The organism is Streptomyces sp. NPDC033177 (assembly GCF_055577715.1).
Map to the genome: position 1 here is coordinate 280,501 of NZ_JBVIPS010000013.1, position 26,208 is coordinate 306,708.

General features: G+C 69.0%; 20 protein-coding genes. 6 read left to right on the top strand and 14 right to left on the bottom strand.

Going from position 1 to position 26,208, the window contains the following annotated elements; all coding sequences use genetic code 11:
• Window positions 1-61: 61 nt before the first annotated feature.
• Together ACZ5U5_RS37780 and ACZ5U5_RS37785 are read left to right on the top strand one after the other, a co-directional pair.
• Entirely contained in the window at window positions 62-3,589 is a 3,528-nt protein-coding gene (locus ACZ5U5_RS37780; protein WP_469030960.1) for a trypsin-like peptidase domain-containing protein, read from the top strand.
• Between the two features lie 115 nt (window positions 3,590-3,704).
• On the top strand, window positions 3,705-4,652 hold the full coding sequence (locus ACZ5U5_RS37785; protein ID WP_363212634.1) for a bifunctional riboflavin kinase/FAD synthetase: 948 nt from the start codon (window positions 3,705-3,707) through the stop codon (window positions 4,650-4,652).
• Window positions 4,653-4,732: 80 nt separating this feature from the next.
• Here the strand turns inward: ACZ5U5_RS37785 and ACZ5U5_RS37790 are convergent, their stop codons facing one another.
• Window positions 4,733-4,900: a hypothetical protein gene (locus ACZ5U5_RS37790; protein ID WP_469030962.1), complete on the bottom strand. Its 168-nt coding sequence runs from the start codon at window positions 4,898-4,900 to the stop codon at window positions 4,733-4,735.
• 148 nt (window positions 4,901-5,048) lie between these two features.
• Between ACZ5U5_RS37790 and ACZ5U5_RS37795 the strand changes: the two genes are divergently transcribed.
• A complete protein-coding gene (locus tag ACZ5U5_RS37795) occupies window positions 5,049-5,273 on the top strand; it encodes a hypothetical protein (protein ID WP_469031036.1) in 225 nt (74 codons plus the stop codon).
• 82 nt (window positions 5,274-5,355) lie between these two features.
• On the opposite strand, the gene ACZ5U5_RS37800 is transcribed toward ACZ5U5_RS37795, so the two are convergent.
• From ACZ5U5_RS37800 to eccE, 9 genes are all read right to left on the bottom strand, one after another.
• Window positions 5,356-5,553, bottom strand: coding sequence for a hypothetical protein (locus ACZ5U5_RS37800; RefSeq protein ID WP_469030963.1), 198 nt, complete (start codon window positions 5,551-5,553; stop codon window positions 5,356-5,358).
• 182 nt (window positions 5,554-5,735) lie between these two features.
• Window positions 5,736-6,752, bottom strand: a complete 1,017-nt coding sequence (locus ACZ5U5_RS37805) for an ABC transporter ATP-binding protein (protein ID WP_469030965.1) — start codon at window positions 6,750-6,752, stop codon at window positions 5,736-5,738.
• 35 nt (window positions 6,753-6,787) lie between these two features.
• Window positions 6,788-7,942 carry an ABC transporter ATP-binding protein gene (locus ACZ5U5_RS37810; protein WP_469030966.1) on the bottom strand — a complete coding sequence of 385 codons (1,155 nt, stop codon included), beginning with the start codon at window positions 7,940-7,942 and terminating at the stop codon, window positions 6,788-6,790.
• Window positions 7,831-8,778 (bottom strand): ABC transporter permease, encoded by a 948-nt coding sequence (locus ACZ5U5_RS37815; protein ID WP_469030967.1) that lies wholly within the window; start codon window positions 8,776-8,778, stop codon window positions 7,831-7,833. Before ACZ5U5_RS37815 ends, ACZ5U5_RS37810 begins: the two co-directional genes overlap by 112 nt.
• Window positions 8,775-9,857, bottom strand: a complete 1,083-nt coding sequence (locus tag ACZ5U5_RS37820) for an ABC transporter permease (RefSeq protein WP_469030968.1) — start codon at window positions 9,855-9,857, stop codon at window positions 8,775-8,777. The genes ACZ5U5_RS37815 and ACZ5U5_RS37820 overlap by 4 nt, the downstream gene beginning before the upstream one ends.
• A 3-nt stretch (window positions 9,858-9,860) precedes the next feature.
• Window positions 9,861-11,762 (bottom strand): ABC transporter substrate-binding protein, encoded by a 1,902-nt coding sequence (locus ACZ5U5_RS37825; protein WP_469030969.1) that lies wholly within the window; start codon window positions 11,760-11,762, stop codon window positions 9,861-9,863.
• A gap of 458 nt (window positions 11,763-12,220) precedes the next feature.
• Window positions 12,221-15,577, bottom strand: a complete 3,357-nt coding sequence (locus ACZ5U5_RS37830; protein ID WP_469031033.1) for an SCO5717 family growth-regulating ATPase — start codon at window positions 15,575-15,577, stop codon at window positions 12,221-12,223.
• A 308-nt stretch (window positions 15,578-15,885) separates the two neighbouring features.
• Window positions 15,886-16,650, bottom strand: coding sequence for a hypothetical protein (locus ACZ5U5_RS37835; protein ID WP_469030971.1), 765 nt, complete (start codon window positions 16,648-16,650; stop codon window positions 15,886-15,888).
• A complete protein-coding gene (gene eccE / locus ACZ5U5_RS37840; protein WP_469030973.1) occupies window positions 16,650-17,972 on the bottom strand; it encodes a type VII secretion protein EccE in 1,323 nt (440 codons plus the stop codon). The genes ACZ5U5_RS37835 and eccE overlap by 1 nt, the downstream gene beginning before the upstream one ends.
• A 186-nt stretch (window positions 17,973-18,158) precedes the next feature.
• Here eccE and eccB point away from each other — a divergent pair, with 186 nt between their 5' ends.
• Both eccB and mycP read left to right on the top strand, forming a co-directional pair.
• Entirely contained in the window at window positions 18,159-19,691 is a 1,533-nt protein-coding gene (gene eccB / locus ACZ5U5_RS37845; RefSeq protein WP_469030974.1) for a type VII secretion protein EccB, read from the top strand.
• An 18-nt stretch (window positions 19,692-19,709) separates the two neighbouring features.
• Window positions 19,710-20,957: a type VII secretion-associated serine protease mycosin gene (mycP, locus tag ACZ5U5_RS37850; RefSeq protein WP_469030975.1), complete on the top strand. Its 1,248-nt coding sequence runs from the start codon at window positions 19,710-19,712 to the stop codon at window positions 20,955-20,957.
• Window positions 20,958-21,253: 296 nt separating this feature from the next.
• Here mycP and ACZ5U5_RS37855 read toward each other — a convergent pair whose 3' ends face one another.
• The 4 genes from ACZ5U5_RS37855 to ACZ5U5_RS37870 form a co-directional block, all read right to left on the bottom strand.
• Complete coding sequence (locus ACZ5U5_RS37855; protein WP_469030977.1) at window positions 21,254-21,397, bottom strand: hypothetical protein; 144 nt, start codon at window positions 21,395-21,397, stop codon at window positions 21,254-21,256.
• 554 nt (window positions 21,398-21,951) lie between these two features.
• Window positions 21,952-24,249, bottom strand: a complete 2,298-nt coding sequence (locus tag ACZ5U5_RS37860) for a hypothetical protein (protein ID WP_469030979.1) — start codon at window positions 24,247-24,249, stop codon at window positions 21,952-21,954.
• Window positions 24,250-24,259: 10 nt separating this feature from the next.
• Entirely contained in the window at window positions 24,260-24,685 is a 426-nt protein-coding gene (locus ACZ5U5_RS37865; protein ID WP_469030980.1) for a hypothetical protein, read from the bottom strand.
• A 167-nt stretch (window positions 24,686-24,852) separates the two neighbouring features.
• Entirely contained in the window at window positions 24,853-25,272 is a 420-nt protein-coding gene (locus ACZ5U5_RS37870; RefSeq protein WP_469030981.1) for a hypothetical protein, read from the bottom strand.
• Window positions 25,273-25,731: 459 nt separating this feature from the next.
• Between ACZ5U5_RS37870 and ACZ5U5_RS37875 the strand changes: the two genes are divergently transcribed.
• Window positions 25,732-26,205: a hypothetical protein gene (locus tag ACZ5U5_RS37875; protein WP_469030982.1), complete on the top strand. Its 474-nt coding sequence runs from the start codon at window positions 25,732-25,734 to the stop codon at window positions 26,203-26,205.
• Window positions 26,206-26,208 lie beyond the last annotated feature (3 nt).

Below are 26,208 nucleotides of genomic sequence, written 5' to 3' on the forward strand. Positions count from 1 at the left end.
GTCCCGCTGATCACCGCCGACCTACCGTCGAGAGGGATGGGGCGTCGCGGGAGGTTCGGGCATGGCGGGACAGGGCGACCCGACGGTGCTCGACGCTGCCCTCGTGCGGATCTGCGATCTGGCCGGGCGCCCGCGGGGGATGGGCTTCGCCGCCGACGACCACGGCACGGTGATCACCAGCCATGAGGCCGTCGACGGCCTCGCACGGCTCGTGCTGCATGCCGCGGGGGAGCGTGTCTGCGTGGTGGCCGCCGATGCCGTGGTGGCCCTCCCCGAGGCCGATCTGGCCCTCGTCCGCACCGAGGGGCTCGGTCTGCGGCCCCTGCCCGTCACGGTCCGCGAGGCCGTTCCCGTCGGCGCCTACGTACGCATCGTCGCGCGCGGCCCGCGCGAGGCGCGCGTCCTTGGCCCGGCCTCCGTGACCTACACGGCGACGGACCGCTTCCACCTCCTCGACGCCGCGATGGAGCTGGCGATCGGCACGGACGGCACGGACGCGTTGCGGCTCGGCGGTGGGGCGGCCGGTGGCCCGGTCGTCGACGCCTCCTCCGGTGCCGTGCTCGCCGTCCTCGGCACCGCGCTGCACGGCGAGCACCGCGCGGCGGGTTTCGCCGTGCCGCTGCGGGAGGCGGCCGCCGCCGACCCGGGCGGTCCGCTCGCCGAGCTCCTGGCGCGCAACGCGGCGACCGTCCCCGCGTACGGCTGCGACCTGAACCTGGCGGGCGCGCTGCACCTGGCGGCGACGTCTGTGGGCTCCGACGGCCCGCGCCCCGCCCTCCTCGAACCGGTGGAACGCCCGGACACTACAGAGGAGTTGGCCCGTTTCGCCGCCGGGCCCGCGCAGGTGCTCGGTCTGGTCGGCGACCCCGGCACGGGACGCACGACGGAACTCGCCGCCCTCGCCGCGAGCCGCGCGCGGGGCGCCGAACCGGCCCCCACGCTGTGGCTGCGCGGCGCCGATCTGCAGGGCACGGACACCGGCGTGGGCGACGCGGTGGAGCGGGCGCTCGAACGGGCGGGCCGGATCCTGGAAGCCTCGAACGCGGCGGAGGACGCGCCCGCCGACGCCGCCGACGGGCTCGGGGACATCTCCGCTGTGCGGGTCGCGCGGCTCGTCCGGGAGGAGGGCCGGGCGCTGCTGCTGCTGCTCGACGGCCCCGAGGAGATGCCGCCGGCCCTCGCGCACCGCCTCGCACAGTGGAGCAGGGGGACGGCCGACTGGCTGCGGGAGACGGGCGCGCGGCTCGTGGTGGGCTGCCGGGCGGAGTACTGGGAGCAGGCAGGGGAGCACTTTCCCGAGGAGCTCCTGCCCGGACGCGTGCACCTGGGGGACCTGCCGGAACGGCAGGCACGCATCGCCCGTGCGCGGTACGGCATCCCGGACGGCGCGCTCGCCGCGGCCGACGCACGTCATCCCCTCGCCCTGCGGCTGCTCGCCGAGGTGCGGGCGGCTCTGCCGGATGAGCCGCCACCGGGCCGCCCCGACCGGGACGCGATTTTCGAGGCCTATCTGGACGTGCTGTGTCTTCGCGTGGCGGTGCGGCTCGCGGCGGCGAACGGACTGCGGGGCACGGCCGTACGACGCCTCGCGGCGAAGGTGTCCGGCCAGGTGCATGAGGCCGCGCGGCGGTGCCTGGGGCCGGGCCAGGGGGAGCTGGACCGGGCGTCGTTCGAGGAGGTGTTCCCGTGGGGCACGGGCTGGGCCTCCGCAGTCCTCACGGAGGGGCTGCTCGTCCCCGCCGGTGACGGCTACCGCTTCGCGCACGAGGAGCTCGCGGACTGGATCCAGGGCATGCACCTGGACGTGGACGGAGCACTGTGGTCCCTGGTCCACAGAGACGGCCCGACACCCCCGTCCTTGCCGGTACCGCGACACAGGATCGGCCCGGTGGTGCAGGCGCTGCTGCTGCTGGGGCGGCAGCGGGGGGCGGGGGAGCTGGGGGCGCGGTTGGGGGAGTTGGGGGAGACGCGGGGTGTGGCTCCCGCGGGGGAGACGCGGGGTAATCGGGCGGGTGGGCGGGAAACACGCCGCGAAGCGGCGAAGGGCGAACCGCCGGGTGCTGGCGCGGCCATGCCCGCGGCGAAGGGCGGACCGCCGGGTGAGGGCGCAGCCACGCCCGAGGCAAAGGGCCGACCGCCGGGTGCGAGTGAGATCGGGGTGGAGGCCAGGGGCCAGGAGGACGCACGGTGGTGGGCCAGGCGCCTGCTGGAGGAGACCCTCTCCCGGGTGGCCGACGCGAAGCCGTACCTCACGCTCCTCAAGGACCTCGCCCGGCAAGGCACGTACCCCGCGGAGTTCTGGCTCGGCCTACACCTCACCGAGGACGACCGCTTCGACCTGCTGCGGGACGCGGTGATCCACGACCCCCCGCCCGGCACCCCGCAGACCCGGAGCCTCGACGCGGTGGCCGAACTTCTGGCCACCGCACCCGCGGAAGTGCAGCCACAGCTGACCCGCTGGTTCACCGACGAGCGCCCCCTCGAAGCCACCCCGCACGCCACCGTCGCATCCGCCGCCCAGGCCCTGCTCCACACCCACCGCCATCGCGCCATCGACGACCTCATCGAGATCCTGGCCGACTGCGCCCACCCCCGCGCCGACGAACTGCTCGCCGCGCTCGCGGAGGAGGAGCCGTCGGCCATCTGCCGGGCCGTCGACCGCTGGGTCCACGACACGCGCCCCGCCCGCCAGGTCGCCGCCGTCGCCTACGGCCTGCGCGCCGCCCCGCACGCGAGCACGGACGCCGACCGCAGGCTCCTGCGGCACGCGGCCTTCACCCTGCTCGCCCGCACCGCCGACGACTCCCTGCACGGCGGCGCCCTCGCCCTCCTCGTACGCGACCCGCAGACCCGCGCCCGCCACCTGCGGCCCGCCCTGAAGCGCTTCACCGGCGGTGACCCGCAGCTGCCCGCGAGCGCGCTCGTCGCCGCCCTCGACACCCACCCGGAGCAGGTGCTCGCCGCTTTCCGTACCCGGCTGTACGGCCCCGGGCCCACCCCGGGTGACGTACTGCGCGCCCTGGCCGAGGTGACGGCACCCGTGCTCGCCCAGCGGGTGGCGGATCTCGTACGCGACGTGCTGGAGCTGCGCCCCGACCTCGCGGGCCACGTCGCCGCCTACCTCGACCTGCGGTTCGAGCAGGGGCCCTGCGTCCGTGCCGTCCTGCTCCCGCTGGTGACGGAGCTTCTGCGCAACCGCCCGCCGGCGGTGCGCGCCGCGCTCGCCACAACCGTCGCCGCCCCCGGAACCGACGCATCGCACGCCTTGCGCACCGAACTCGTCGAGGTGCTGCTCATCCAGGAGCGGGAGCCCGAGGTCCTGGACGCGGTGCTCTGCGCGGTGGCTGTCGGCGACGACGAGGAAAGGGTCCGCGCATTGGTGCACCGCACGGGCGGACTACTCGTCCGCACGCCGGAAGGCGCGACCTGCTTCGACCGGCGCCTGGTCGAGCTGGCCCGTTCCGTTCCGGGCTTCTCCACACGGGCCGCCCGGTGGATCTGCGAGGCCCCGCAGGACTGGTCCGCCCTCGTCGGTCCCAGCTCCCGCCGCATGATCGAGAACCTCTCCGGAGTACGTGTCCCGGCGTGACCCCCACCACCCCCTCCGATGCGATCCGGATGGCGCGGGCATGGCAGTCTTAGACCTGCGCGATCGGCAATGGGACGTACCCACACATACACAGGTTCGGCGAGGAGCAAAGACAGTGCAGCGCTGGCGTGGCTTGGAGGACATCCCCCAGGACTGGGGGCGCAGCGTCGTCACCATCGGTTCCTACGACGGCGTACACCGCGGACACCAGCTGATCATCGGCCGCGCGGTGGAGCGCGCCCGTGATCTCGGTGTGCCCGCCGTCGTCGTCACCTTCGACCCGCACCCCTCCGAGGTCGTGCGCCCCGGCAGCCACCCGCCGCTGCTCGCCCCGCACCACCGGCGCGCCGAACTCATGGCGGAGCTCGGCGTGGACGCGCTCCTGATCCTGCCGTTCACCTCGGAGTTCTCGAAGCTGTCGCCCGCCGACTTCGTCGTGAAGGTCCTGGTCGACAAGCTGCACGCGCGCCTGGTCGTCGAAGGCCCCAACTTCCGCTTCGGCCACAAGGCCGCGGGCAATGTCGCCTTCCTGACCGAGCTCGGCGCCACGTACGACTACGAGGTCGATGTCATCGACCTGTTCGTGAGCGGTGAGGCCGGGGGCGGCGAGCCCTTCTCCTCCACCCTCACCCGGCGCCTGGTCGCCGAGGGCGACGTGCGCGGTGCGGCGGAGATCCTCGGCCGCCCGCACCGCGTCGAGGGCGTGGTCGTCCGGGGCGCGCAGCGCGGGCGTGAACTGGGCTTCCCCACCGCCAACGTGGAGACCCTGCCGCACACCGCCATCCCCGCCGACGGCGTCTACGCGGGGTGGCTGCACGCCCAGGGCGAGGCGATGCCCGCGGCGATCTCCGTCGGGACGAACCCGCAGTTCGACGGGACGGAGCGGACCGTCGAGGCGTACGCGATCGACCGCGTCGGCCTCGATCTGTACGGGCTGCACGTGGCCGTGGACTTCCTCGCCTTCGTGCGCGGGCAGGCGAAGTTCGACTCGATCGACTCGCTGCTCGTCGCCATCGCGGATGACGTGAAGAAATCGCGCGAGCTGATCGAGGCCGCCGAGTAGGTCTGCTGTTCAGCCCTCCTGCTCTTCCTCCAGCCCTGCCCTTCGCGTCTACAGGAGGTGAGGGAGGGCGACGCTGTTGATCAGCGGCCCTCGACGTTGACCCCTTCGGTGATCAGCGACTCGACGTGCGGCATCGGCGGAGGGCTCACCGGCGCGTGCTCGGTGGCCGAGACCGGAGCGGCGATCGCGATGGCGGACACGGTGAGGGCAGCGAGCAGGGTGACGGCCCGGGCGCGGCGATGACGCATGCGATATCTGCTTTCTAACGGTTCTTCGGACCCCGGCGCCGACGACCCGTTCGTATGATCGTCGGTGACTTTCTGGTCCTTCGGGGGTTGGTCACGGCGAGTGGGACGCGACCGGCGGCCCGCACACGCATGGGCCAAGGAGGCTGCTGTGAACGGCAGTTGGATGCAGAAAACATCCCGGTGGTTGCTGGTCGCGTCGATGGCGGCGGTGCCGTCCGTTCTGTGGTCCGGCGTGGCGCACGCCGATGAGACGAACAACAACTCGCACAACGCGCCCAGGGTGGGTCTGATCAACACCGGCCAGATCGACGACCCGCTGGAGGACGTGCTCGAACACGTCCTCAACTTCGGGGACGGGTACACGTGGAAATGACGGTCTGAACCGCTCCTGGCCGTCACGTACTTGCACGGCCCCGGTGGCCGCGCAAGTACGTGACGACGCAGGGTTGTTCAGGTCACGGTGCGAGACACGCCGCGCCCGGCACCTCGGAGGGGAGGCCGGGGCTGGCCGGATCGACCAGCGAGGTGACGTCACCAGCCGCCTGAGCCACGCAGTCGACGGTTCCTACGGGGTCCGGGATGGCGCTCGCCGGCACGGCGAGTACCCCCAGAAGCGCGACGGCCCCGAGAATGACGGCGGCGGAACGGCGCATGGAAATCTCCTTCAGGTCGGTGGAGTTGAGCCGTCACGGTCCGTATGTGAACCGCAACGCTCAGTGACTCCCCAGGGGTCGTGCCAGGTAGGCGCCGTATCACCCGAACGTGGAAGAGGTAACGATCCGCCACCGCAGAAGGGGGCAAGCCCTTATGCCGCCCTGATGTCGCCCTCGACCGATCAGACCCCGGACGCGCCGACGTTGACCGCCGCCCAGTGACACGCCACCTGCGTCTCGCCACCGCCCGCGAGCACCGGAAGATCCTCCGTCCGGCAGCGGTCCGCCACGCCCGCCCTCTCCGCCTCACCCGAGGCGAGCACCTGGCAGCGCGCGTGGAAGCGGCAGCCGCCCGGGATGCGCGACGGGTCCGGCGGCTCACCGGTGAGGACCACCGGCTCACCCGGGGCCTCCGGCAGTACCGACAACAGCGCCTGGGTGTACGGATGCTGAGGCGAGGTCAGGACCTCCTCCACCGTCCCCGTCTCGACGATCCGTCCCAGGTACATCACCGCCACCCGGTCGGCGATGTTCCAGGCCAGACCCAGGTCGTGCGTCACCACCAGGGCGGAGAGCCCCAGCTCCTCACGCAGACGCAGCAGCAGAGCGAGGATCTCGCCCCGTACGGACGCGTCGAGCGAGGCGACCGGCTCGTCCGCGACGATCAGCTCGGGCTCCAGGACCAGCGCGCCCGCGATGACGACACGCTGACGCTGGCCGCCCGACAGCTCGTGCGGATAGCGCAGGAAGAACCGCTCGGGCGGCCGGAGTCCGGCCCGGGAGAGGGCGTCGGCGACCGTCGCCTGCTCGTCGCCGCCGTACCCGTGGATGCGCAGGCCCTCCGCCACGGCCTCGTACACCGTGTGGCGGGGATTCAGGGAGCCGCTCGGGTCCTGGAGCACGAGCTGGACGCGCTTGCGGTACGCCTTCAGTGCGCGGCCCGAGTAGTCGAGCGGCTTGCCGCCGAAGGTGACCTTGCCGGACGTGGGCGCCACCAGGCCGAGCAGCGAACGGGCCAGCGTCGTCTTGCCGCAGCCCGACTCGCCGACCAGGGCCACGATCTCGCCCGGCTTGATGTCGAGGTCGACGCCGTCCACGGCGCGCGCGGGCGGCGCGCCACGGTGGCCGGGGAACGTGATGTGCAGGTCGCCCGCCGACAGCAGCGGATCAGCGGACAGCAGGGTGTCTTCGGTGGTCATGCGTCGCTGCTCCTCGGTGCGTGATCTGTCGGTGCTCACGGCGTACGCTCCGCCGTCGCCGGCGCCGATGTCGGCTGCGCCGGAAGCTGCGCGCCCGCGTGCACGCACGCCGCGCGGTGCCGGGGGCCCGCGTCCCGCAGCGCCTGGTCCTCCGTGACGCAGGTGTCGAGGGCGACGGGGCAGCGCGGGTGGAACGTGCAGCCCGTGGGGAGCAGGGACGGGTCCGGCGGGTCGCCGGGCAGGCCGCGCGGCGCGAAGCGGGACGCCGTGTCGCCGATGCGCGGGAAGGCCGCCGAGAGGGCCTTGCCGTATGGGTGCTGCGCGTTCTCGTAGACCTCGGAGGCCGGGCCCTCCTCGACGACGCGGCCCGCGTACATCACCGCGAGCCGGTCGCAGGTGTCGGAGAGCACCGCGAGGTCATGGCTGATCATGATCAGGCCCAGGTCCTGCTCGGCCACCAACTGTTCGATCAGACGCAGGATCTGAGCCTGGATCATCACGTCCAGGGCCGTCGTCGGCTCATCGGCGATGATCAGGCGCGGGTCGCAGGCCAGCGCCATCGCGATCATCACGCGCTGCCGCTGCCCGCCCGAAAGCTCGTGCGGATACGCCTGCGCGCGAGCAGCCGGCAGACCCACCTGTTCGAGCAGCTCCCCGGCCTTCTTCTTCGCCCCGGCCTGCGTCGCCTTCTTGTGCAGCAGGATCGGCTCGGCGATCTGGTCGCCGATGCGGTGCACCGCGTTGAGCGAGTGCATCGCGCCCTGGAAGACGATCGACGCGCCCGCCCAGCGGACCGCGCGGACCTGGCCCCATTTCATGGTGAGGACGTCCTCGCCGTCGAGCAGGACCTCACCGGTCACCTTCGTGCCCGCGGGCAGCAGCCGCAGGAGCGCGAGCGCCAGCGTGGACTTGCCGCAGCCGGACTCGCCCGCGACGCCGAGCTTCTGGCCCGCGTCGACCGAGAGGTTCACACCGCGCACGGCGGCCGCCCCGGACGCGTATGTCACTTCGAGATTCCTTACGTCGAGCAGGCGCTGTTCTGTCGTCAATTTGGTCTCCGTCACCTTGTTCGAGCTGATCAACGGGAGACCCCCAGCCTGGGGTTGAGCACGGACTCCACTGCGCGTCCGCAGAGCGTGAACGCGAGCGCCACCACGGCGATGGCGAGTCCGGGCGGAGCCAGGTACCACCAGTCGCCCGCGCTGACCGCGCCCGCCTCGCGCGCGTCCTGGAGCAGCCCGCCCCAGGAGACGACGGTCGGGTCACCGAGGCCCAGGAAGGCGAGCGTGGCCTCGGTCAGGATGGCGTTGGAGATGACGAGGGTGGTCTGCGCGAGCACCAGCGGCATGACGTTGGGCAGGACGTGCCGGCCCATGACGTGGCCGTGGCCGCCGCCGAGCGCCTGCGCGCGTTCGATGTACGGGCGTGACTCCACGGCCAGGGTCTGGGCGCGGACCAGCCGCGCGGTCGTCGGCCAGGTGGTCACGCCGATCGCCAGGATGATCGTCCAGATGGACTTGGACATCACCGAGGCCAGCGCGATGGCGAGCACCAGCGTCGGCATCACCAGGAACCAGTCGGTGATCCGCATGATGACGGTGGAGTACCACCCCTTGAAGTGCCCCGCGGTGATCCCCACCACCGTGCCGATGGCCACCGAGAGCACGGCGGCCAGCAGCCCGACGGTGAGCGAGATCCGCGCGCCCCAGACGAGAAGCCCGAGCAGGTCTCGCCCGAACTGGTCCGTACCGAGGGGGAATTCGCCGCTCGGCGACTCCATCGGCTTGCCCGGAGCGTCGGTCACGCTCTGCGCGTCCGAGCCGACCAGAAGCGGCGCGAAGACGGCGATCAGCGCGATCACGACGAGCGCGGCGAGGCCGAAGAGCCCGGCCCGGTGGGTGCGGTACTCGCGCCAGAAGCGGGCGACGGAGTGCCGCCTGCGGGTCCAGGCGAGCGCCCGCGGGCTCTTCGCGACCGGGACCTCGGGGACCTCGGGGGCCTCGGGTTCTGTTGCTTCGGTCGTCATCGGCCCACCCTCGGGTCGAGCAGCGGATAGATCACGTCGGCCAGGGTGTTCATCAGGATCACCGCGGCGGCGAACACGAAGAACAGACCCTGCACGAGGGGCAGGTCGGGCACGCTGAGCGCGGCGTAGAAGAGGCCGCCGAGCCCCGGCCAGGAGAAGACGGTCTCGACGAGGATCGCGCCCGCCACCACCGTGCCGAGGTTCACGAACATCAGCGTGACGGTGGGCAGCATCGCGTTCGGGACGGCATGACGACGGCGTACGAGGTCGTCCCGCAGGCCCTTCGCGCGGGCGGTCGTCAGATAGTCGCTGCCCATCTCGTCGAGCAGGGACGACCGCATCACGAGGAGTGTCTGCGCGTACCCCACGGCCACCAGGGTGATGACGGGGAGCACCATGTGATGCGCGACATCGAGGACGTACGCGATGCCCGTCTCGCCACCCGATTCGAGCCCGCCGGTCGGAAAGAGCCCGGGGATCGGACCGGCGCCGACGGAGAACGTGATGATGAGCAGAAGTCCGAGCCAGAAGGACGGCACGGAGTAGAGGGTGAGCGCCAGACCGGTGTGGAGCCGGTCCCCGGGCCCGCCGTTGCGCCAGGCCGTCCGGGTGCCGAGCCAGATGCCGATGAGGGTGTAGAGCACGAACGCGGTGCCGGTGAGCAGGAGCGTCGCGGGCAGCGCATCGGTGATCTTGTCCATCACCGGCGTGTGGAACTGGTAGGAGGTGCCGAAGTCGCCGGTCAGCGCATTGCCGCAGTAGTCGAGGAACTGCGTCATGACCGGCTGGTCGAGGCCGAACTCCTTGCGCATCGCGTCCAGCTGTTCGGCCGACACGCGCTTGCCGCCCGTCATCTGCTTCACCGGGTCACCCGGAATGAGACGGAACAGGAAGAAGCTGGTGACGAGGACGGCGAACAGCGAGACGGCGGCGCCGCCCAGCTTGCCCGCCACGTACAGGAGATAGGCGCGGGTGTTGCGGGCCCGGGGCCCGCGGGCCGACGGCCCGGCGAAGGCCGGATCGTCGGTCGCCGCGGCGCCCTCGGTGTCGAGCAGTGCGGGATTGCTGTCAGCGGTCATGCGTTACTCGCGGTCCTCTGCGGTCGAACGGCGGCGCAGGGCGAACAGGACTCCACCGCCGACGAGCACCACCGCGGCGGCGGCGATACCGATGATGACACCGGTCGAGCTTCCATCCTTGGAGGAACTCTTCCCATCCGCGGGCTCCGCTGACCACCAGGACCAGTAACCGTCCTGGCCGTAGATGTTGCCCGCGGCCGTCGGCATGGTGGTGATGGACTTGATCTGGTCGGTGCGGTAGGCCTCGACGGCGTTCGGGTACGCCAGGACGTTCATGTACCCGGAGTCGTAGAGCCAGGACTGCATCTCCTTGACGGTCTCCGCGCGCTTGGCCGGGTCGTACTCGGCCAGCTGCTTGTTGTAGAGGTCGTCGTACTTCTTGTCGCAGATGAAGTTGTCGGTCGCGGCGCTCTCCTTGGCCTTCACCGGGAGCGCGGCGCAGGAGTGGATGCCGAGGACGAAGTCCGGGTCGGGGTTGACCGACCAGCCGTCGAACGCGAGATCGTACTCACCCGCGTACCAGGGCACGGACACGTCATCGAGGCAGTTGACCTTGAGCCCGATGCCGAGATCCCCCCACCACTCCTTCAGATACTTCCCGACCGCCTTGTCGTTCGGGTCGGTGGCGTGACACAGGATGCGGAAGTCGAGCGGCTTCCCGTCCTTGCCGACGCGCTTGCCGTCCCCGTTCTTCTTGTAGCCCGCGTCGTCGAGGAGTTGGGCCGCCTTCTTGGGGTCGTACGACAGCTTCTGGTCGGCGGAGGGCTTCCAGGCGTACTCGGAGAAGCGGGGCGGAATGTACCCCTCGCCCTCGACGGCCTGACCCTGGAAAACCTTGTCGACCAGCGCCGCACGGTCGACGGAGAGGAAGAGCGCCTGACGCACCTTCTTGTCCAGGAGCGCCTTGTGCCCGTCACCGAACTTCTTGCGGTCGCGGGTCTGGGCGCCGGGGTTGGTGGCGATGGCGAAGAAGCGCCGCCCGGGGCCTTCGTTCACCTTCACGTTCTCGGTGCCCTTGAGCTCGGCGGCCTGAGCGGGCGTCAGCGCGGGCTGGCCGGCCACGAAGGAGACCTCGCCCTTCTTGAGCGCGGCAACGGCGGCGTCCTGGTCCTTGTACGTCTTGAAGACCACCTCGTCGAACTTGGGCGCGCCGCGCCAGAAGTTCTTGTTGGCCTTCAGCTTCACGTACTGATCGGTCTTGTAGTCGGTGAGGACGAAAGGCCCGTTGCCGACGACGGGAAAGTCCTTGTCGTTGTTGTACTTGCTGATGTCACCGACCTTCTCCCACACATGCTTCGGGACGATCGGCACGTCGAGGGCGGCCATGGTGGCCTGCGGCTCCTTCAGCTCGACGACCAGCTTGGTGGGGCTGGGTGCGGTCACCTTCTTGAAGTTGGCGACGAAGCTGGAGTTGGGGCTCGCGGTGCCTTCCTTGGACATCAGCTTGTTGAACGTCCAGGCCGCGTCCTCGGCGGTGGCCTTCTTGCCGTCCGACCACTTGGAGTCGTCCCGGATGGTGTACGTCCAGGTCAGCTTGTCCGCGGAGGGCTCCCACTTGGTGGCGAAGCCCGGGATCGCGTGGTTGTCCTTGGCGTCGTAGTTCGTCAGGTACTCGTACGTCAGGCGGTGGATGCTGGTGCTCAGCAGCCGCTGGGCGAGGAAGGGGCTGAGCGAGTCGACGCTCTGGGCCACCGCGACGGTGAGGGTCTCCTTGCCGTCCGCCTTGGCCTCGGCCTGTTGGGGCGCCGGGTTGAGCGGAGAGGCAAGACCCGCGGTCAGGGCGAGGGCTCCGGCTCCGGCCGCCAGCAGGAGGCGGAGGCGTGCGGGGGCCTTCGGGGGTGCCTGCGGGGGCGCCTTGGTGGTGGGGTGAGACCGTGTTCTGCCGTGCTGATCTTGTGTATCCATGGGTCGGTGACCTCGCGTCATCGCTCGCGCAGAGATGGCTAGTTGATCAAGGAACGCCAGCTGGTTGATGTGTGTGTCTACCAGCGCCAGTCTGCGTCAGTCAACGGCAGGTGAACCCCATGTGGCCTGCGGAAATAACGAGTTGACCCGAATTTCATCCGCATTGGTCAAGACCTGTGAAGCGTGGCTGGTCGGGGGGTGACGGTGGGTGGAGGGGCAGGTGGGAAAGCCGCGGCATACCGATGCCGCTTGGTCCTGCGCCCCTTCCCCTATCGCGCCGCCTGCGCTGTCTCCCCGGCCCGCTCTGGTCTCTTCGTTGCTTGGGCGAGGCTGCGGGGTAATCGGGTGGGTGGGCGGGAAAGTCTGTTCGTCAGCGGAAACACCGGGGCGCCGGGATAACAGGCTGGGCCCGCACCAGGGTTTGGTGCGGGCCCAGTTGAGATCGACGGAGGCAAAGGCTACTGGTGCGGCGCCTCCGGCGCGGGAGGCTGCGGAGGCTGATACGGAGCCCCAGGCTGGAACGGCTGCCCAGGCTGAACAGGCGGCGGCACCTGCCCACCCTGGGGCTGAGGCTGCCCCTGAGGCGCAGGCGCAGGCGCAGGCGCCTGGAACGGCTGCCCAGGCCCCGGCGCCGCAGGCGACTGCGGAGGCGCAGCGTTCTGCCACCCCTGCGGAGCCCCCGGCTGCTGCGGATAAGGCTGCCCACCCGGCTGAGGCTGCTGCTGCGGAGGTTGTTGCTGCGGCGGCTGCTGGGGAACGTACGGCTGCTGAGGCGCCTGCCCAGGCTGAGGCGCCTGCCCCGGATACGGCGCCTGCCCCCCGTACGGCTGCTGCTGCCCGGGATAAACCCCCTGCCCCTGCCCCGGCAGGGGCGGAGCCACCACCGGCGGCGGATTCCCGTCAGAAGTCCAAAGCCCCTGCTGCTGCTGAGCCCGCACAAAGTCCTCCGCAACCATCGCGGAGAGATTGAAGTACGCCTCCCGCACCTTCGGCCGCATCATGTCGAGATCGACCTCGGCACCCGCAGCAAGATGCTCATCAAACGGAATGACGACAACCCCCCGGCACCGCGTCTCGAAGTGCGACACGATGTCGTCAACCTTGATCATCTTCCCGGTCTCACGCACCCCGGAGATGACGGTGATGGACCGCGAGACAAGATCGGCGTACCCATGGGCGGACAGCCAGTCCAACGTCGTCGAGGCGCTGCTCGCACCGTCCACGGACGGCGTAGAGATGATGATCAGCTGATCGGCAAGGTCGAGAACACCCCGCATGGCGCTGTAAAGCAGCCCCGTACCCGAGTCGGTCAGAATGATCGGATACTGCTTCCCGAGCACATCAATCGCACGCCGATAGTCCTCGTCGTTGAAGGTCGTCGAGACGGCCGGATCGACGTCATTGGCGATGATCTCGAGCCCGGACGCGGCCTGCGAGGTGAAGCGCCGGATGTCCATGTACGAGTTGAGGTACGGAATCGCCTGCACGAGGTCACGGATGGTGGCCCCGGTCTCGCGGCGCACGCGGCGCCCGAGCGTACCGGCGTCGGGGTTGGCGTCGATGGCAAGGATCTTGTCCTGCCGTTCGGTGGCAAGCGTAGAGCCGAGCGCGGTAGTGGTGGTGGTCTTACCCACCCCACCCTTGAGGCTGATGACGGCAATCCGATAGCAGGACAGAACCGGGGTCCGGATCAGCTCCAACTTCCGCTGCCGCTCGGCCTCTTCCTTCTTGCCGCCGAGCTTGAACCGTGACCCACCGGCGGCGGGCCGACTGCTCTTGGCCTTCGGCTTGGTGTTGCGCAGCAACCGGTCGGAGGACAGCTCGACGGCGGCGGTGTACCCGAGGGGCGCACCAGGGTTGGTCCGCTCCCGCTGATCGTGCTGCACGGGCTGCGGCCAGGCAGCACCGGTACGGGGATCCACGGGCGGCTGCGGCTGCGGCTGCGGCTGGGCCGGGGGCTGGGCCTGCGGCTGCGGCTGAGCCTGGGGCGCCTGCTGGGCCGGAAGCGGCTGCTGCTGAGGCTGAGGCTGCGGCTGTACGGGAGCAGGCGCCTGCGGCATCGGCTGCGGCGCGGGCGGCTGCTGGGCCTGAGGCGCGGGCGCGGACGGCTGAGGGAACCCATAACTGCCGTGCGGGGCAGGAGAGTTGGGCTGAACCGGAGCGGGCACCCCCTGCTGGGGGAACCCGTAACTACCCTGCTGCGAAGGCGCAACGGGAGCAGGAGCCGGAGCCCCGGCCTGCGGGAACCCATACCCGGCGGACGGAGCGGCTGCTTCGGGAGCAGGGGCAGGGGTCGGAGCGGGAGCCGGGGCTCCGGCCTGCGGGAAGCCGTACCCGGCGGGCGGAGCGGCCGCTTCGGGAGCCGGGGCCGGAGTCTGGGCGCCGGCCTGCGGAAACCCATACCCGGCGGGCGGAGCCACCGCTTCGGGAGCCGGAGTCGGAGCGGGCGTCACGGGAGCGGGAGCCGGGGCAGGGGCAGGCGCACCGGCCTGCGGGAACCCGTACCCACTCGGCGGCGGCGGAGCCGGCGCATCGGCGACCGGCGAGGGAGCCACGGGCCCGGTGGGCGAGGGCCACGCCGGGGGCGCAGGCTGCGGAGCCTGCGGCTGCACAGGAGCAGGCGCGACCTGCTGAGGCACCTGTGCCTGCGGCTGCGGCTGCGGTTGAGGCTGCACGGGCTCGGGGGCCGGCGTCGGCTCAGGCCACTGCGGCGCAGAGGTGGGCGCGGCGGGCTGGAAGGCGGGCGGCAGCGGCGGAAGTCCACCGTTCGGCGCGGGCGGCGGAGTCCAGGAGGGCGGCACGGAATCCTGCACCTCATCGACGGGCTCGACAGGCACGGGCACGGAGTCCTGCGGAGCGGCGTCCTGAGGAACGACGTCACGGACCTCGTCGTCGAGAGCAACGGAGTCTTCGACATCTCCATTGTCGTCAACGGCATCGACATCGACATCGCTGTCCGCCACGTCACCGTGGTCGGCGTCGGCAGGGTCACCGCCATCAAGCTCCCCGCCCAATTCGGCCTCGGCCTCAACCTCGGCCTCATCGGCGGAGTCATTCTCCGGAGCCTCTGCGGAGGCGGCGGCCCGCTCCTCGATCTCCCGCATCTCCCGCTTCAGCGCGGCAGAGGAGAACCGCATGGTGGCGCCACTCTCAAGGTCGCCACTGCTGTCGGCAACAGGCTCGACCACAGCAGGGGACGGGGAAGCAGGCTCGACATCGGGCTCCGCCACGGCCTCGGGCTCCGGAGCAACCTCAGGCTTCGGCACAACACCAGTCACATGCACGGAGGAGGCAACCCCAGCAACGGCCCCACTCCAGTCAGCAGCACCCCCCGAGGGCGAACCACTCTCAGGCGCAACAGAGTCCGAAGGGTCGGCCGGAGCCGGAGCCGGAGCCGGAGCCGGACCCGGACCCGGCGTCGGCTCCGGAGCAACCGGCGCAGACCAGTCAGCCCGAGGCTGGAACCCCCCGCCCACAGGCAGCTTCGGCACAACGGAAGGCGGCCCAACGGGAGGAGCCAGCGGAGCCGGAGGATCAGGAGTAACGGGAGGAACAACGGGCTCCTCAGAGACCGCAGACGCAGGCGTAACAGCCGAGTCATCCGCCGCAGGCGAAGCAGAATCCGACGCCGCCGAGGCAGAGGCCGAAGCCGAAGGAGTCTCCCCCGCACTGCCGGACGCATTCTGCGTATACCAGGCAGGAGGGGCGTAGTCGATGGTGAACTCGCCCGTCGTCTCGGCAGCGGACTCCGCGTCGGACTGATCATCGACGGGTGAATCCCAGCCCCCGCGGATCTCGTCCCGATCGCTGTTCACAATGCCTCCTGATGTGGTCGAACACCCTCGTGCCGTGGTGGGAGGGCGACCGTTTCTGTCGTCCGATCCGCCAAGGCTCTCCCCGTGGTGGACGCACACCACCCACTCCCGGGTTCTGGCGACGCGTCCAGTACCAGCCTAATCACCAAAAGCACCAGCACGGCAGGGCAGCCCACCCCACGAATCCTGTCCTCTTCGTCACGCGCCCCACAGGAGCGATCTCCGTATCCGAAACACCGAAGGACAAACCAGCCAACAAGTGGCAAATGTTGGCTAATTCATTTGGTCAATCGACACCGACCGCCCGATCAATCCATCCTCCGCGCCGTACCCAACAATCCGGTCTCGGCATCTGTGGCCTGCGTCATCACGTACTGCCGGTCACGATCGGCACACCACAACGTCACCCCGTCGGCAAGCGTCGGCAACGCCTCTACATCGCCGCGCGGCAGTCCCACGAACCGTCCGATCTGAGTGGCCTCGTCCGGTGAGACCCGCTGCACGCCGACGAGCCGGGCTTGCCGGATCAGCCGAGGTGCGACCGGGCTCAGGTACGGCAGCAAGGTCAGGACCGACTGCCAGGGCCCGGACACGACCCGCCCCCTGGGCGGCCGCATCCCGCAGTCCCGCACCACGAGGACCGGGCTGCCGGCCGACGGACCCTGCGGAGGCACTCGCCCCACGTCGTGCACCGACATGCCGCTCGGCCCGACACCCAACGCCTCCACGAGCTGGGCCCAAGCAGCCGCCCGCCCGGTCTCCACGGCCACCCGGGCACCTGTCGCGGCGGCCCGCAGCGCGATGACCTGGGCCGTCCACAGCCCTCCGATCAGGAGCACGTCGTACGGAGTCGGGCGGTTGACGCCGAGGACCGAGGGTTGACCCTGCGCGTCCACGCCGATCACTACGCCGTCGTCACCGATCGGCAGAGCCAGCGCGTCCACCTCCTCGATGGGGAGCGCGTGGCGACGGTGACGCGGCCCGAGCAGCCCGAACCCACTGCGCAGCGCAGGGCGGAACCCTTCGCCCGGAGTGGATGGGGCAGTTGGATTGGTCGCGTTAGTGACGGCCATCAGCGAGCGCCTCCGAGCGGCAGAGTGGCGAGCATGCCGGGCAGCTGCTCGCGATCGAGCCGGACCAGCCCCGTGCCGGCCTGCCTGGCTGCTTGCTCCAACGCGCGTCGCGCAGCATCGAGTTCGGCATCACTGCGCCCGGTCACCCGTACGTGCCCACACAGCGACACCTCCTGCCGTTCGGCGTGGCGCAGGGTGAGGCTGAACGTCGTGGCCAGCGTCGGGACGGCGGTGAGCAGCGCGACGAGATGTGGCAGCGAAGGACCGCCCACATTCCCCAACTGCGGCCAGCGCCGCACCCAGTAGGTGGTGTGGCGGCGGTTGTCGCAGCGCCAGGCGCGTGCGGACTCCTCCGTTCTTCGCTCCGGCGCCCCGGTCCGCCCGGCCTCCGCCGTGACCAGGGGATTGGCGCCCGCCGAAGTGGCGATGGCGGCGGCCAACTGCTCCTCGGTCAGCGCGGTAGCCCGGAAACCGGCCCCGGTGAGTCGGCTTGCGAGCTGATCCATGGCACGCACCACACACTTCTGGGCCCCCGCGAGCCCACCCCCGCGCGCCGCGACGGCCTCAGGGCAGAGCTCCGGGTCGAGCTTCAGCGCAACCCACGTGATCCGTACGGCGGGTGCTCCGGTCAGGGCCTGAAGGGGTGCGTAGTTGCTGACGGCCACGGACTGCTGGGGGAGGTGCAGCGCGGGGGCCGGCTGGGTGTGCTGCACGATCTGCGCCGACTCGAGACGAATCCCGTCCACGTCCAGGGCGTCCCGCACGAGCCCGACCGGCAACGGCTGGCGGCCACGCTCGGCCCGCAACGCGGTGGCGTCCGATTCGATTTGCAGCACAGCGGTCACGAACGTCCCGTCGCCGACCATCCCGACCTGCCGTCGATCCCGGTCTCCGAACGCGTACGTCCGCAGAGCGGGATCGCATTCGACGGCAGGGGCGAACGCAGGCTCCGTACCCCGAGGTATCGGAGCACCCCCCGCGCGGCGGTTGCGCGCCCGCAACGCCCGTGCGGTACCCAACCATTCGTGCCATGCGCGGCCACGACGGCGTACTACAGCGAGCAGCACCAGCACGGCGGCGACGACAGCGGCCGGTACGACCGCCAGCGGGCCCACCACCCACGCGGCAAGCAGGAGGGCCGCGGCGACCTCGATCAGCACAAGTCGTTGCAGGCGAAACGATCCGAACTGCGCGGAGCGCTCCCGGAGATGGAAGAGCACGGGCCCTCGGGATGGCGTCGTGCCAGGCACAACGGGCGGCACCTGCCCATGGTTCCCGGCCCCTGACGGCTCTCGAGCCCCGGTCCGTGCTGCGGAAGCCACCAGTCCAACCCCCCGTAAATCTCCCGAATCACCCTGCTGGTCACGGAACATGCACCCCAGGAGTGTCCCGGAACCTTACCCACCCCACACGCGCGATTACTCAACAGGCATAGTAGGGGCCGGGCCTGACAACGGAGGGTGGGGGTGGCGTGCCCCCTGCGCCGCACGGGGGAGAAGCACACACTCATGGCATCACGGCGGGACGAACTCAACGCCTACACCTTCGCGAAGCGCCGCACACTCGCGTCCTTCATCCAGCCGTCGCCATCGGGTTCGGAGGAAGGGGCACCACGACCGCTGCGTGGCGTGGTGCCGGGCCTCATCGTCGGAGTGATCGTCCTGGCCGTATTCGGCGCATGGGGCATGTTCAAACCGGCGGCCAAGCCAGGCTGGGACAAACCCAAGGAGCACGTGATCATCGCGAGCAAGTCCACGACGCGATACGTGGTCCTGAAGACGAACGGCAAACGCCAGCTTCACCCCGTCCTCAACATGGCCTCGGCGAAGCTCCTCCTCGACGCCGACAAGGGCGACGTCATCAACGTCGACGAGTCGGTCCTCGACAAGGGCAAGATCCCCCACGGTGCCACCATCGGCATCCCGTACGCCCCCGACCGTCTGCCCTCGGAATCCGAGGCCGGCGCCGCCAAACGCTGGGCGGTGTGCGAGCGCCCGGGCGAGGGCGGCAGAGCGATCCAGAAGGCGGCGTTCATCCTGGCGGAGCGCGAGCAGAAGAAGACCGAGGGCAGCGCACGACTGCGCGGCGGAGAGCTGTTGTACGTCGTCGGCCCTGACAAGGTCCGCTACGTGGTCGATGCGCATGGCACTGCGTACCGGATCGCGGAAAAGAACAGGCTCGAATTCCTTCTGCGTACGATCGTCGGCTCAGGCCGTGAACCGCAGCGGGTGTCCAAGGAGTGGTTGGACACGCTGCACTACGGCGACCCGATCTCGTACCCGAAGGTGGAGGGCACTCCAGGGGCAGCCGCCAAAGTCGCGGGTCTCCAGGATCAGCGGGCGAACCGGGTCGGCATGGTCCTCAAGGCGCCCGACGGGGCAGGGACGCAGCACTACGTTGTCGAGCCCGGACGGGTTGCCCCGGTCTCCGACTTCACCGCGGAACTGCTTCTCAGCAGCCGCGACTTGCTCACAGTGGGCCAGCGCGGACACGCCCGTGACCTGAGCGCCGCCGCCTTCACCCCGGATCCCAAGGACTTCGACGCGTCGTACGAGTGGCCGAGCGAGGCGCCGACGACCGCGAACGAGGCCTCTGCCGACGCGGGCAGCCGCAACACCGTCTGCAACGTCCTGCGCAAGGTGGACGGCGGCAACGGCGACACCACACTCAGCACCTGGGCGGGAACGGACTTCCCCGCCGCGCTCCCCACCGGCTCGTCCAGCGCGTACGTGACGGCCGGCTCGGGCCTCCTCTATCGACAGTTCACCGGCTCTGAGACCAAGGCAGGCGGCGTCTTCCTCGCCACGGACACGGGGCTGCGCTACGCGATGCAGTCCAACAGCGACAGCGCGACGGAGGACGCGGGCATCGGCACCACGGCCAAGCAGCGCAAGCAGCAGCAGGAAGAGGCGAAACAAGCGCAGACCCGCCTGGGCTACGCGAACACGGACGTGGTTCCGGTGCCGGCCCCTTGGTCCAAGTTCCTGCCCACCGGCCCGCGTCTTTCGACCTCGGCGGCGCGTCAGCCGCAAGGTTCCTAGACCGTAGGCGGATTGACGATGACGTACGCAAAGCACTGGCAGCGAGTTGCGGCAATGACGGCGGCTCTCACCGTGACCGCGACGCCCGTGGTCATCACCGCACCCACCGCGGCCGCGGCCGGAGAACAATGCACGTACCCGTCCGAGAAGTACGCGGGCCGCCCCTGGGCGCTGCAGCGCGTCCTCCTGGACGAGTTGTGGGGCCAGTCCACCGGGAAGGGCGTACGGGTGGCGGTGATCGACACAGGGATCGACATCAAGAACCCACAGCTCAAGAGCGCGGTGGACGTGTCAAAGGGCCGCAACCTGCTCCCCAAGAATCTCAAGGACGACAACGGCAACAAGGTCAAGCGCGGCAAGGAGAACGGCACGACGGACGAGGTCGGCCACGGCACGCGCGTGGCGGGGATCATCGCAGCCCGACCGACCAAGGGCACCGGCTTCGTGGGCCTGGCCCCCGACGCGACGCTGATCCCGATCCAGCAGAACGACGCGGAGGGCCACGGCACCGCGGAGACTCTCGCGACGGCGATCGACCATGCGGTCAGTGCGGGTGCGGACGTCATCAACATCTCTCAGGACACGGCCAACGCCACGAAGCCGACCTCGATCCTGAAAGCGGCGGTGGACAGGGCACTCGCCCGCAACAGGGTGATCGTGGCCTCTGCCGGCAACGACGGCGTGGGCGGCAACGTGAAGCCGACCTATCCGGCGTCCTACGAGGGCGTGTTGGCGGTGGCGGCATCGGACCGCAACAACGAACGGGCCCCGTTCTCACAGTCGGGCAAGTGGGTGGGCGTGGCAGCCCCGGGCGTGGACATGATCTCCACCGTCCCCCTCGGCGGCCATTGCTCGGACAACGGCACAAGCTTCTCGGCCCCGTACGTGGCGGGCGTGGCGGCCTTGATCAAGTCAAAGCACATGGACTGGACATCCCGCCAGATCACGGCCCAGATCAAACAGACAGCGGAACGCTCGGTGGCGGGCCACGACCGCCTGGTCGGCTGGGGAGTGGTTGACCCGGTCCGAGCCCTCACCGAAGACGACCACCGGATCGAGACCCCACGGGCCGAGGAAGGCATCACTCGAGCGAAGGCCCCGACCCCCGCGAAACTCAACCTCGGCGAGACAGCCGAGGAACGAACGGCCCGCATCGCCACGTACGTGACTGTGGGAGCGGGGGTTGTGGTGGCGGGGCTCGGTGGGGCGGGGGTGGCTGTGCGGGACTGGCGGCGGCGGGGGCGGCGGGGTGTGGGAGCCAGGTAGGCCGTGGCGCGGATTCGCGTACGGCTGCACGCCACGGACTCTTGATCCGACGGCGCCCGTCTCGCTCTCGGACGCCCAGTTCCAAGCCGTGCTCCCAGGGCCGATGCCGTGCGCCGGGGCAACACACGGGCAGTAGCCGCTGGAGAGTCGGACGTGGTCCCGGACCTCGGCCGCTACGAACCCCAGGGCAGTTCAGCACTGTCGGGATGAGGAAGGAGTTCGTGAGGTTCTTGGGTCAGGGCTAGTCACGGCCCAAACCCCAGACGTTTGAAGGCTGGCAGCCCTCAAACCCCCTCTCAGTTCTTCGCGGAGGTCGGAACGGTCGAGGGGATCTTGGGCTTGTTGGTGCAGTTGAAGGCGTCGGCCATCACCTTGGCGGAGTGCATCAGATGTTGGAGGTGGGCGCGGGTGCTGGGGTCCTTGGTGAGGTGGTCCGTCATGTGCCCTTCCAGGGGGACTTCATTCAGCTGGGACCCAGGGCTCCCGGGTACTCCACACCTGACGTAGACGTAGTACTGCATCTGGCCGAGGAGATGATGTTCCCAGTAGGCCAGCTTTACATCGGGCCCGACGCTGATCGCGGTCCTCTTGGTGTCGCGGTCGTACCTGGGGGATCTCCCGAAGTCGTAATTAAACGGGAACTCAGATGGCCCGTATGAGATAGAGAGGGACTTGTCGCCATACTTTGACGTAGCTCGCTTCGCCACACATGCTCTTGATGCGTTGAAACTCAGCGGTTCGTACTTCTTCGGCGCCTCCAGCACTTGCTTACGGAAGTCCGTGCGGTTCTCCGTCAAACTCGCGGGGCCGGTCATTTTCAACGGATCCTTTTCGGTGCGGCTCTCGATCCACTTCAGTCCTTCATCGCCAAGCAGCTTCTCGCATGTTTCACGCTCCGCTGTCGCGCGATCGTGGCCATCATCCGCGCTGGTGCAGCCACCGACGCCAAGCAGAAGGGCCATCAGGCCGAGGAACCCGGCGCATCGACTTCCCATCAGTGACCTCTCGAATTGTCGGTGTCCGCTTGCCTCGCACCATGCATGTACATTGTGCGTAGATCCGGCTCTTCAGCACGCCAAGATTCGCCAACTATCCCCTTGGACTCCGCATAGTTCACGATGGGTGTCATTGCATTGTCCTTGCCAATCTCCTGCGCCGCGTCGATGCTCTCGATGGCCTCCTGGTCGTTGCTGTACTCCTTGGTCTCAAGCCAGTCGATGGTGCTGGTCGCCCATGCCGTCTCCGCCGCCCCACCGCCAGCCTCGAAAGCAAGCGGTACGGCGATCATGGCAGCGGCACCTACAGGGACGATGGTGGCTGCTCCCACGCCCACTGCCGTGCCGATCGCGGCACTCGCGGCGAACTTGCGCCACTCCGCCTGCTTCTCCAGCTCCTTGTTGCGCGCCGTCTCGTCGTCAGCGAAGTCCTTGCCGATGGCCTCCATCCGGGACTCATCGAGCATGCCGTGCACCAGCAGGCTGTACCCACCTGCATCGATTGCGGCCTCGTGGTTGTCGCCTTGGGCTGCCATGAGGCTTGCACCGTAAACCTGCTGCGCACCGGAAACCGTCGCGTAGGAATCCGGGTCCGATCCCAGTGCGCGAAGGAACCCTGTGGAATCGGAAAAGCCGAAATCAACCAGACGCTTCTCTTCAGCGTTGAGTAGTCCGTCGATTCCGGCCGGACCCCGGCTGCCCCCGAAGTCGCTCACCGAGTAGGTGAGGCTGTCGACATGCCCCGCCGCCATCCGCGCAAGACTGTCCCGAACTCCTGGCTGCCCGTCGATCAGCTCGGCGCTCTTGTAGTGGTCGACCACCCTGTGCATCAGGTCGGTCCGCTCAGCCCGTGCCGCGATGTCCGCCTCTGTCTTCAGCGGGGGAATCTCCGGGGTCTTGTCGTCGTACGCGTAGCCGAGCGCCCCCGACTCCAGAGCGTGCCCCAGGTTCGCGTACCCGAGCTGCTTACCCTCTCCGTCCTCCGGCCATTTACGGACGTCGATCGGCTCGCCATCGCTGTTCTTCTGCTCCTCGCCCGTGAGGTACGCGAAATTGTCGAGCTTCTCCAGGCCCTTGGCGTCCGTGGAGCCGTTGAAGAACTCCGCGGATGCCTGCGGGTTGTGCGCCAAGCCCTCCAGGAAGCCGGTCATCGGGTCGTTCCCCTTGTCCGAGGGCGGGTAGTCCAGCTGCGTGTCGTCGCTCCACAGCAAGTCGGGGTTTCCTAGAGTCTCGTCCTTCCCCTTCTCACGCTCGAACTTGATCAGTTCGCTGCCGTAGCTATTGAGGAAGCCGGAATCAAACTTGCCCTTCTGCATCAGGCTGCTCGCCACCTGGAAGCCGTACGGCCCTTCGAGACCCTGCCGGATCGGGAACTGCTTGTCCCCGGCTGCGACGACGTCGCGCTTCCATTGGTCCATGCCGTCGGTGTCGACGTGGGTGGCGTTGGCGAGGGACATGCTCATGTTGTCCTGGACATGGGCCAGCATCTTTGCTCGGTCGCCCTCGATGTCGCTGCCCGCCGGAGCGGCCAGGTCACGCCAGAACTGGAGGGTGCCCTCGCCGCCGAGGGATGTGGCGAGTGTGGCGGTGAACTGCTCGTTGTCGCGTTGATTGCGCAGGGCCTCGTTGAAACGTGCGAGTTTGGCGTCGCTCCAGTCCTCGACGTTCCCTTCCTCGATCTTCTTCGCCCAGTACTCGGCTTCCTTCTTGCCCTGCTGCCTGTCCGCCTCTTCTAGGTCCTTGGGCCCGCCGGTCCTGAAGTCGTTCTTGTTCTTCGCGATGTCACGCAAGGCCTTGGCCGCGATCCGGTCGGTCTCCGTGGCCTCCCACAGGATGCGCGAGACGCGCTCGGCCGCCGCGTCCAGTTCTTCCTGGGTGGGGGCGAGTGATTTACCTTTCGTGATCGCCGGCGGGGCTGCAGCCGAGGTTGCCGTACCGTCGTCCGCGACGTAGATGTGCCGCTTCTCCGCGTCGGCAATGGCTGCCTTGAGATCACTGCGGTGCTTGGCAAAGTCGTGGTGCGTGTCGCGCAGCAGCCCGAGGATGGTCTTGGCCTCGGCGGCCGCGTGGACGAACTCTTTCGCGGTCTTGTCAACGAATTCGCGGGTCACGGTGGCGCTGTCGCCACTCCAAACGGCGCCGTTCGCCGCCTGGGCAAGTCCTCCGGCGGTGATGCCCCCGCCCTCGCCCTTGCCGGCGGCCAAGCGCTGGAGCTTTCCCACCATCGTCTCCCAGTCGGAGACGGCCTCTTGCAGCCTGCCGAGACGCAACTGCGTCAGATCCTCGACGGTCAGCACCTGTTTCTCCTCACGTCAAGTAGCTGGAAATGACGGAGGCCTTGAGTGACGTCTCGATATCGACCTCGTCCTTCGCGTGCTGCGAGCGGGTGAAGTCGAGCCCGTTGGAGATGTGCGCACAGGCTTCCTTGAGGACCTTGGTCTTGCTGTTCCACGCATCGTGCAGCTCGGTGAGTGCGGAGCCTGTGTCCAGACCGTCGTTGAAGAGCGCGATGGAGGCGTCGAACGTGCTCTGACGGGCGTGGTCGCTGTCCACGCGGAAGCGTTCTCGCAGGTCGTAGGCCATGTTGCCGAGTTTTCCGAGCTCGTTGTCGCGGACGACGAGGTCCTTGCCCCCTACGCCCCCGCCTTCTGCGGGCAGACCGTTCAGCTGCATCCCGCTGGACCGACGCCCTGCGGCCTCCGCGTTCAACTGCTCCCATTCGGCCCAGGCCATCTGAGATTCCCCCGTCTGTAGAGATCGTCCGGACACGTCCGGACCGCAAAACCTTATGGATCGTGGAGAGTTGCTTGCAAGGGCTAACGGTGAAGAGATGGCCGAGCCCTGTCGTCCACTGAAATTCTCAGGTGCCACGGGTCAGGTGATCCGCCTGCGGCGGCAGGTTACGGCGACGGTGGCTGGCCGTAGCCGAGTGGCGGGCGGAGGCCGCGGGTGTGCCAGTGGCGGTCGGGGTCGGGGTGAAGGAGACCCAGGACGCGCTGTCGATGTCGGTCGGTGGGTGGGCTGTGCAGATCGTCGTGGGAGATGGTGGGCAGGTCGGCCTCGGGTTCCAGGATGGGTATGCCACCGCGGGCCGAGTGGACGTCGGTTCTTGATCTGGCCGTGCTGGACTCGAGGTCATCCGCGGTCTTCGCTGCCCTGGTCCAAGGGCCTGCGCTGTGCTTGAGCGTGGCAGCGCCACTGGCCCGGCTTTTGGGCGGGTCACCCTCGCGTCCGTCGGCCTGCAACTCGTCGAGCTGTATGTGAGCTGTGTGCTGCTCGGCCGCTGCCGACTTGAGATGTTCCCACTCGTCCAACGCCATCCATGGTCTCGTTCCTTCGAGTGCAGTGGAGGGGTGCCAGTGCTGCTGGCTCGGCTGAACCCTGGTGAGAGTAGCGATAGTTGTGCCCATGAAGCTGAGTAGGTGTACTCAGATGGGTGGAGTGGAGGACAAGCCGTTCCACGGGGGGCAGAGGTGGCAGTGTGTGATCTGTGGTCAACATCAAGGCACCGAAAAGTTAGTCGCCTTGTGGCGTCACGGACTCGCCAGGGGCCAGGTCTTGGCTGATAGCGGGCTCCCACGGAGAACTGTTGCGCCTCGTCGCAGGGCGTGGGGCTTGTGAGAGTTCGGCTGATGGCTGGTTCTCAACCCGGTGTGGCACATAGTTCAGTTGGTAGTCACAGTGTGTGTGACTAGAGTGACGCGTGCGCGATAAGTGACCACCGAGCACCGCGATCGTGAAGCGATCGGGGCAGGCCGGTAACGGGGAGGGAAGGCATCGTGCTTGCCACAGATGGGCGCGGGGGCGCCGCGCCGTCATCCGGCGCCGACCTCAAGCGCGGGCTGGAGGCGCTGAAGACCTTTCGTCGGCGCGTCAACACGCTGCTCACGGAGTTCGAGGGTTCAGCGGGCGGTTCGAGCGAGGTCGGGGGATACAAGCTCTCCCGGGGCTCCTTCAGCGGCGGGGGCAGTGCGTTTCCGGCAGCCGATGGCCTGTACTCGCAGTACAACCAGGTTCACGAGCGGCTGACCTCGCTCTCCAAGATGCTCGGAGACCAGATCGACGCCATGGGCATTGCGGTACATGGCGCGGACGTCGGGTTCGACAATCTTGACGAGGACCTGCGGCAGCGTTTCTGGGCGATCCAGACCAGGGTGGACCGCGACGAGGCTGCCGCTCAGCGCGAGAAGGACGGCATGCCTGATTCACCGCGTAGCAATGGCGACGCCGGCTCTGACTCCGGGTGGCGCTGATGA

What these genes read in the sequence shown, in the direction of transcription:
- ACZ5U5_RS37865 (WP_469030980.1), bottom strand. Translation starts at nt 24,685, where the DNA reads ATGGCCTGGGCCGAATGGGAGCAGTTGAACGCGGAGGCCGCAGGGCGT.
- ACZ5U5_RS37790 (WP_469030962.1), bottom strand. Translation starts at nt 4,900, where the DNA reads ATGCGTCATCGCCGCGCCCGGGCCGTCACCCTGCTCGCTGCCCTCACC.
- ACZ5U5_RS37815 (WP_469030967.1), bottom strand. Translation starts at nt 8,778, where the DNA reads ATGACGACCGAAGCAACAGAACCCGAGGCCCCCGAGGTCCCCGAGGTC.
- ACZ5U5_RS37835 (WP_469030971.1), bottom strand. Translation starts at nt 16,650, where the DNA reads ATGGCCGTCACTAACGCGACCAATCCAACTGCCCCATCCACTCCGGGC.
- eccB (WP_469030974.1), top strand. Translation starts at nt 18,159, where the DNA reads ATGGCATCACGGCGGGACGAACTCAACGCCTACACCTTCGCGAAGCGC.
- ACZ5U5_RS37825 (WP_469030969.1), bottom strand. Translation starts at nt 11,762, where the DNA reads ATGGATACACAAGATCAGCACGGCAGAACACGGTCTCACCCCACCACC.
- ACZ5U5_RS37800 (WP_469030963.1), bottom strand. Translation starts at nt 5,553, where the DNA reads ATGCGCCGTTCCGCCGCCGTCATTCTCGGGGCCGTCGCGCTTCTGGGG.
- ACZ5U5_RS37870 (WP_469030981.1), bottom strand. Translation starts at nt 25,272, where the DNA reads ATGGCGTTGGACGAGTGGGAACATCTCAAGTCGGCAGCGGCCGAGCAG.
- ACZ5U5_RS37805 (WP_469030965.1), bottom strand. Translation starts at nt 6,752, where the DNA reads ATGACCACCGAAGACACCCTGCTGTCCGCTGATCCGCTGCTGTCGGCG.
- ACZ5U5_RS37780 (WP_469030960.1), top strand. Translation starts at nt 62, where the DNA reads ATGGCGGGACAGGGCGACCCGACGGTGCTCGACGCTGCCCTCGTGCGG.
- mycP (WP_469030975.1), top strand. Translation starts at nt 19,710, where the DNA reads ATGACGTACGCAAAGCACTGGCAGCGAGTTGCGGCAATGACGGCGGCT.
- ACZ5U5_RS37820 (WP_469030968.1), bottom strand. Translation starts at nt 9,857, where the DNA reads ATGACCGCTGACAGCAATCCCGCACTGCTCGACACCGAGGGCGCCGCG.
- ACZ5U5_RS37855 (WP_469030977.1), bottom strand. Translation starts at nt 21,397, where the DNA reads ATGACGGACCACCTCACCAAGGACCCCAGCACCCGCGCCCACCTCCAA.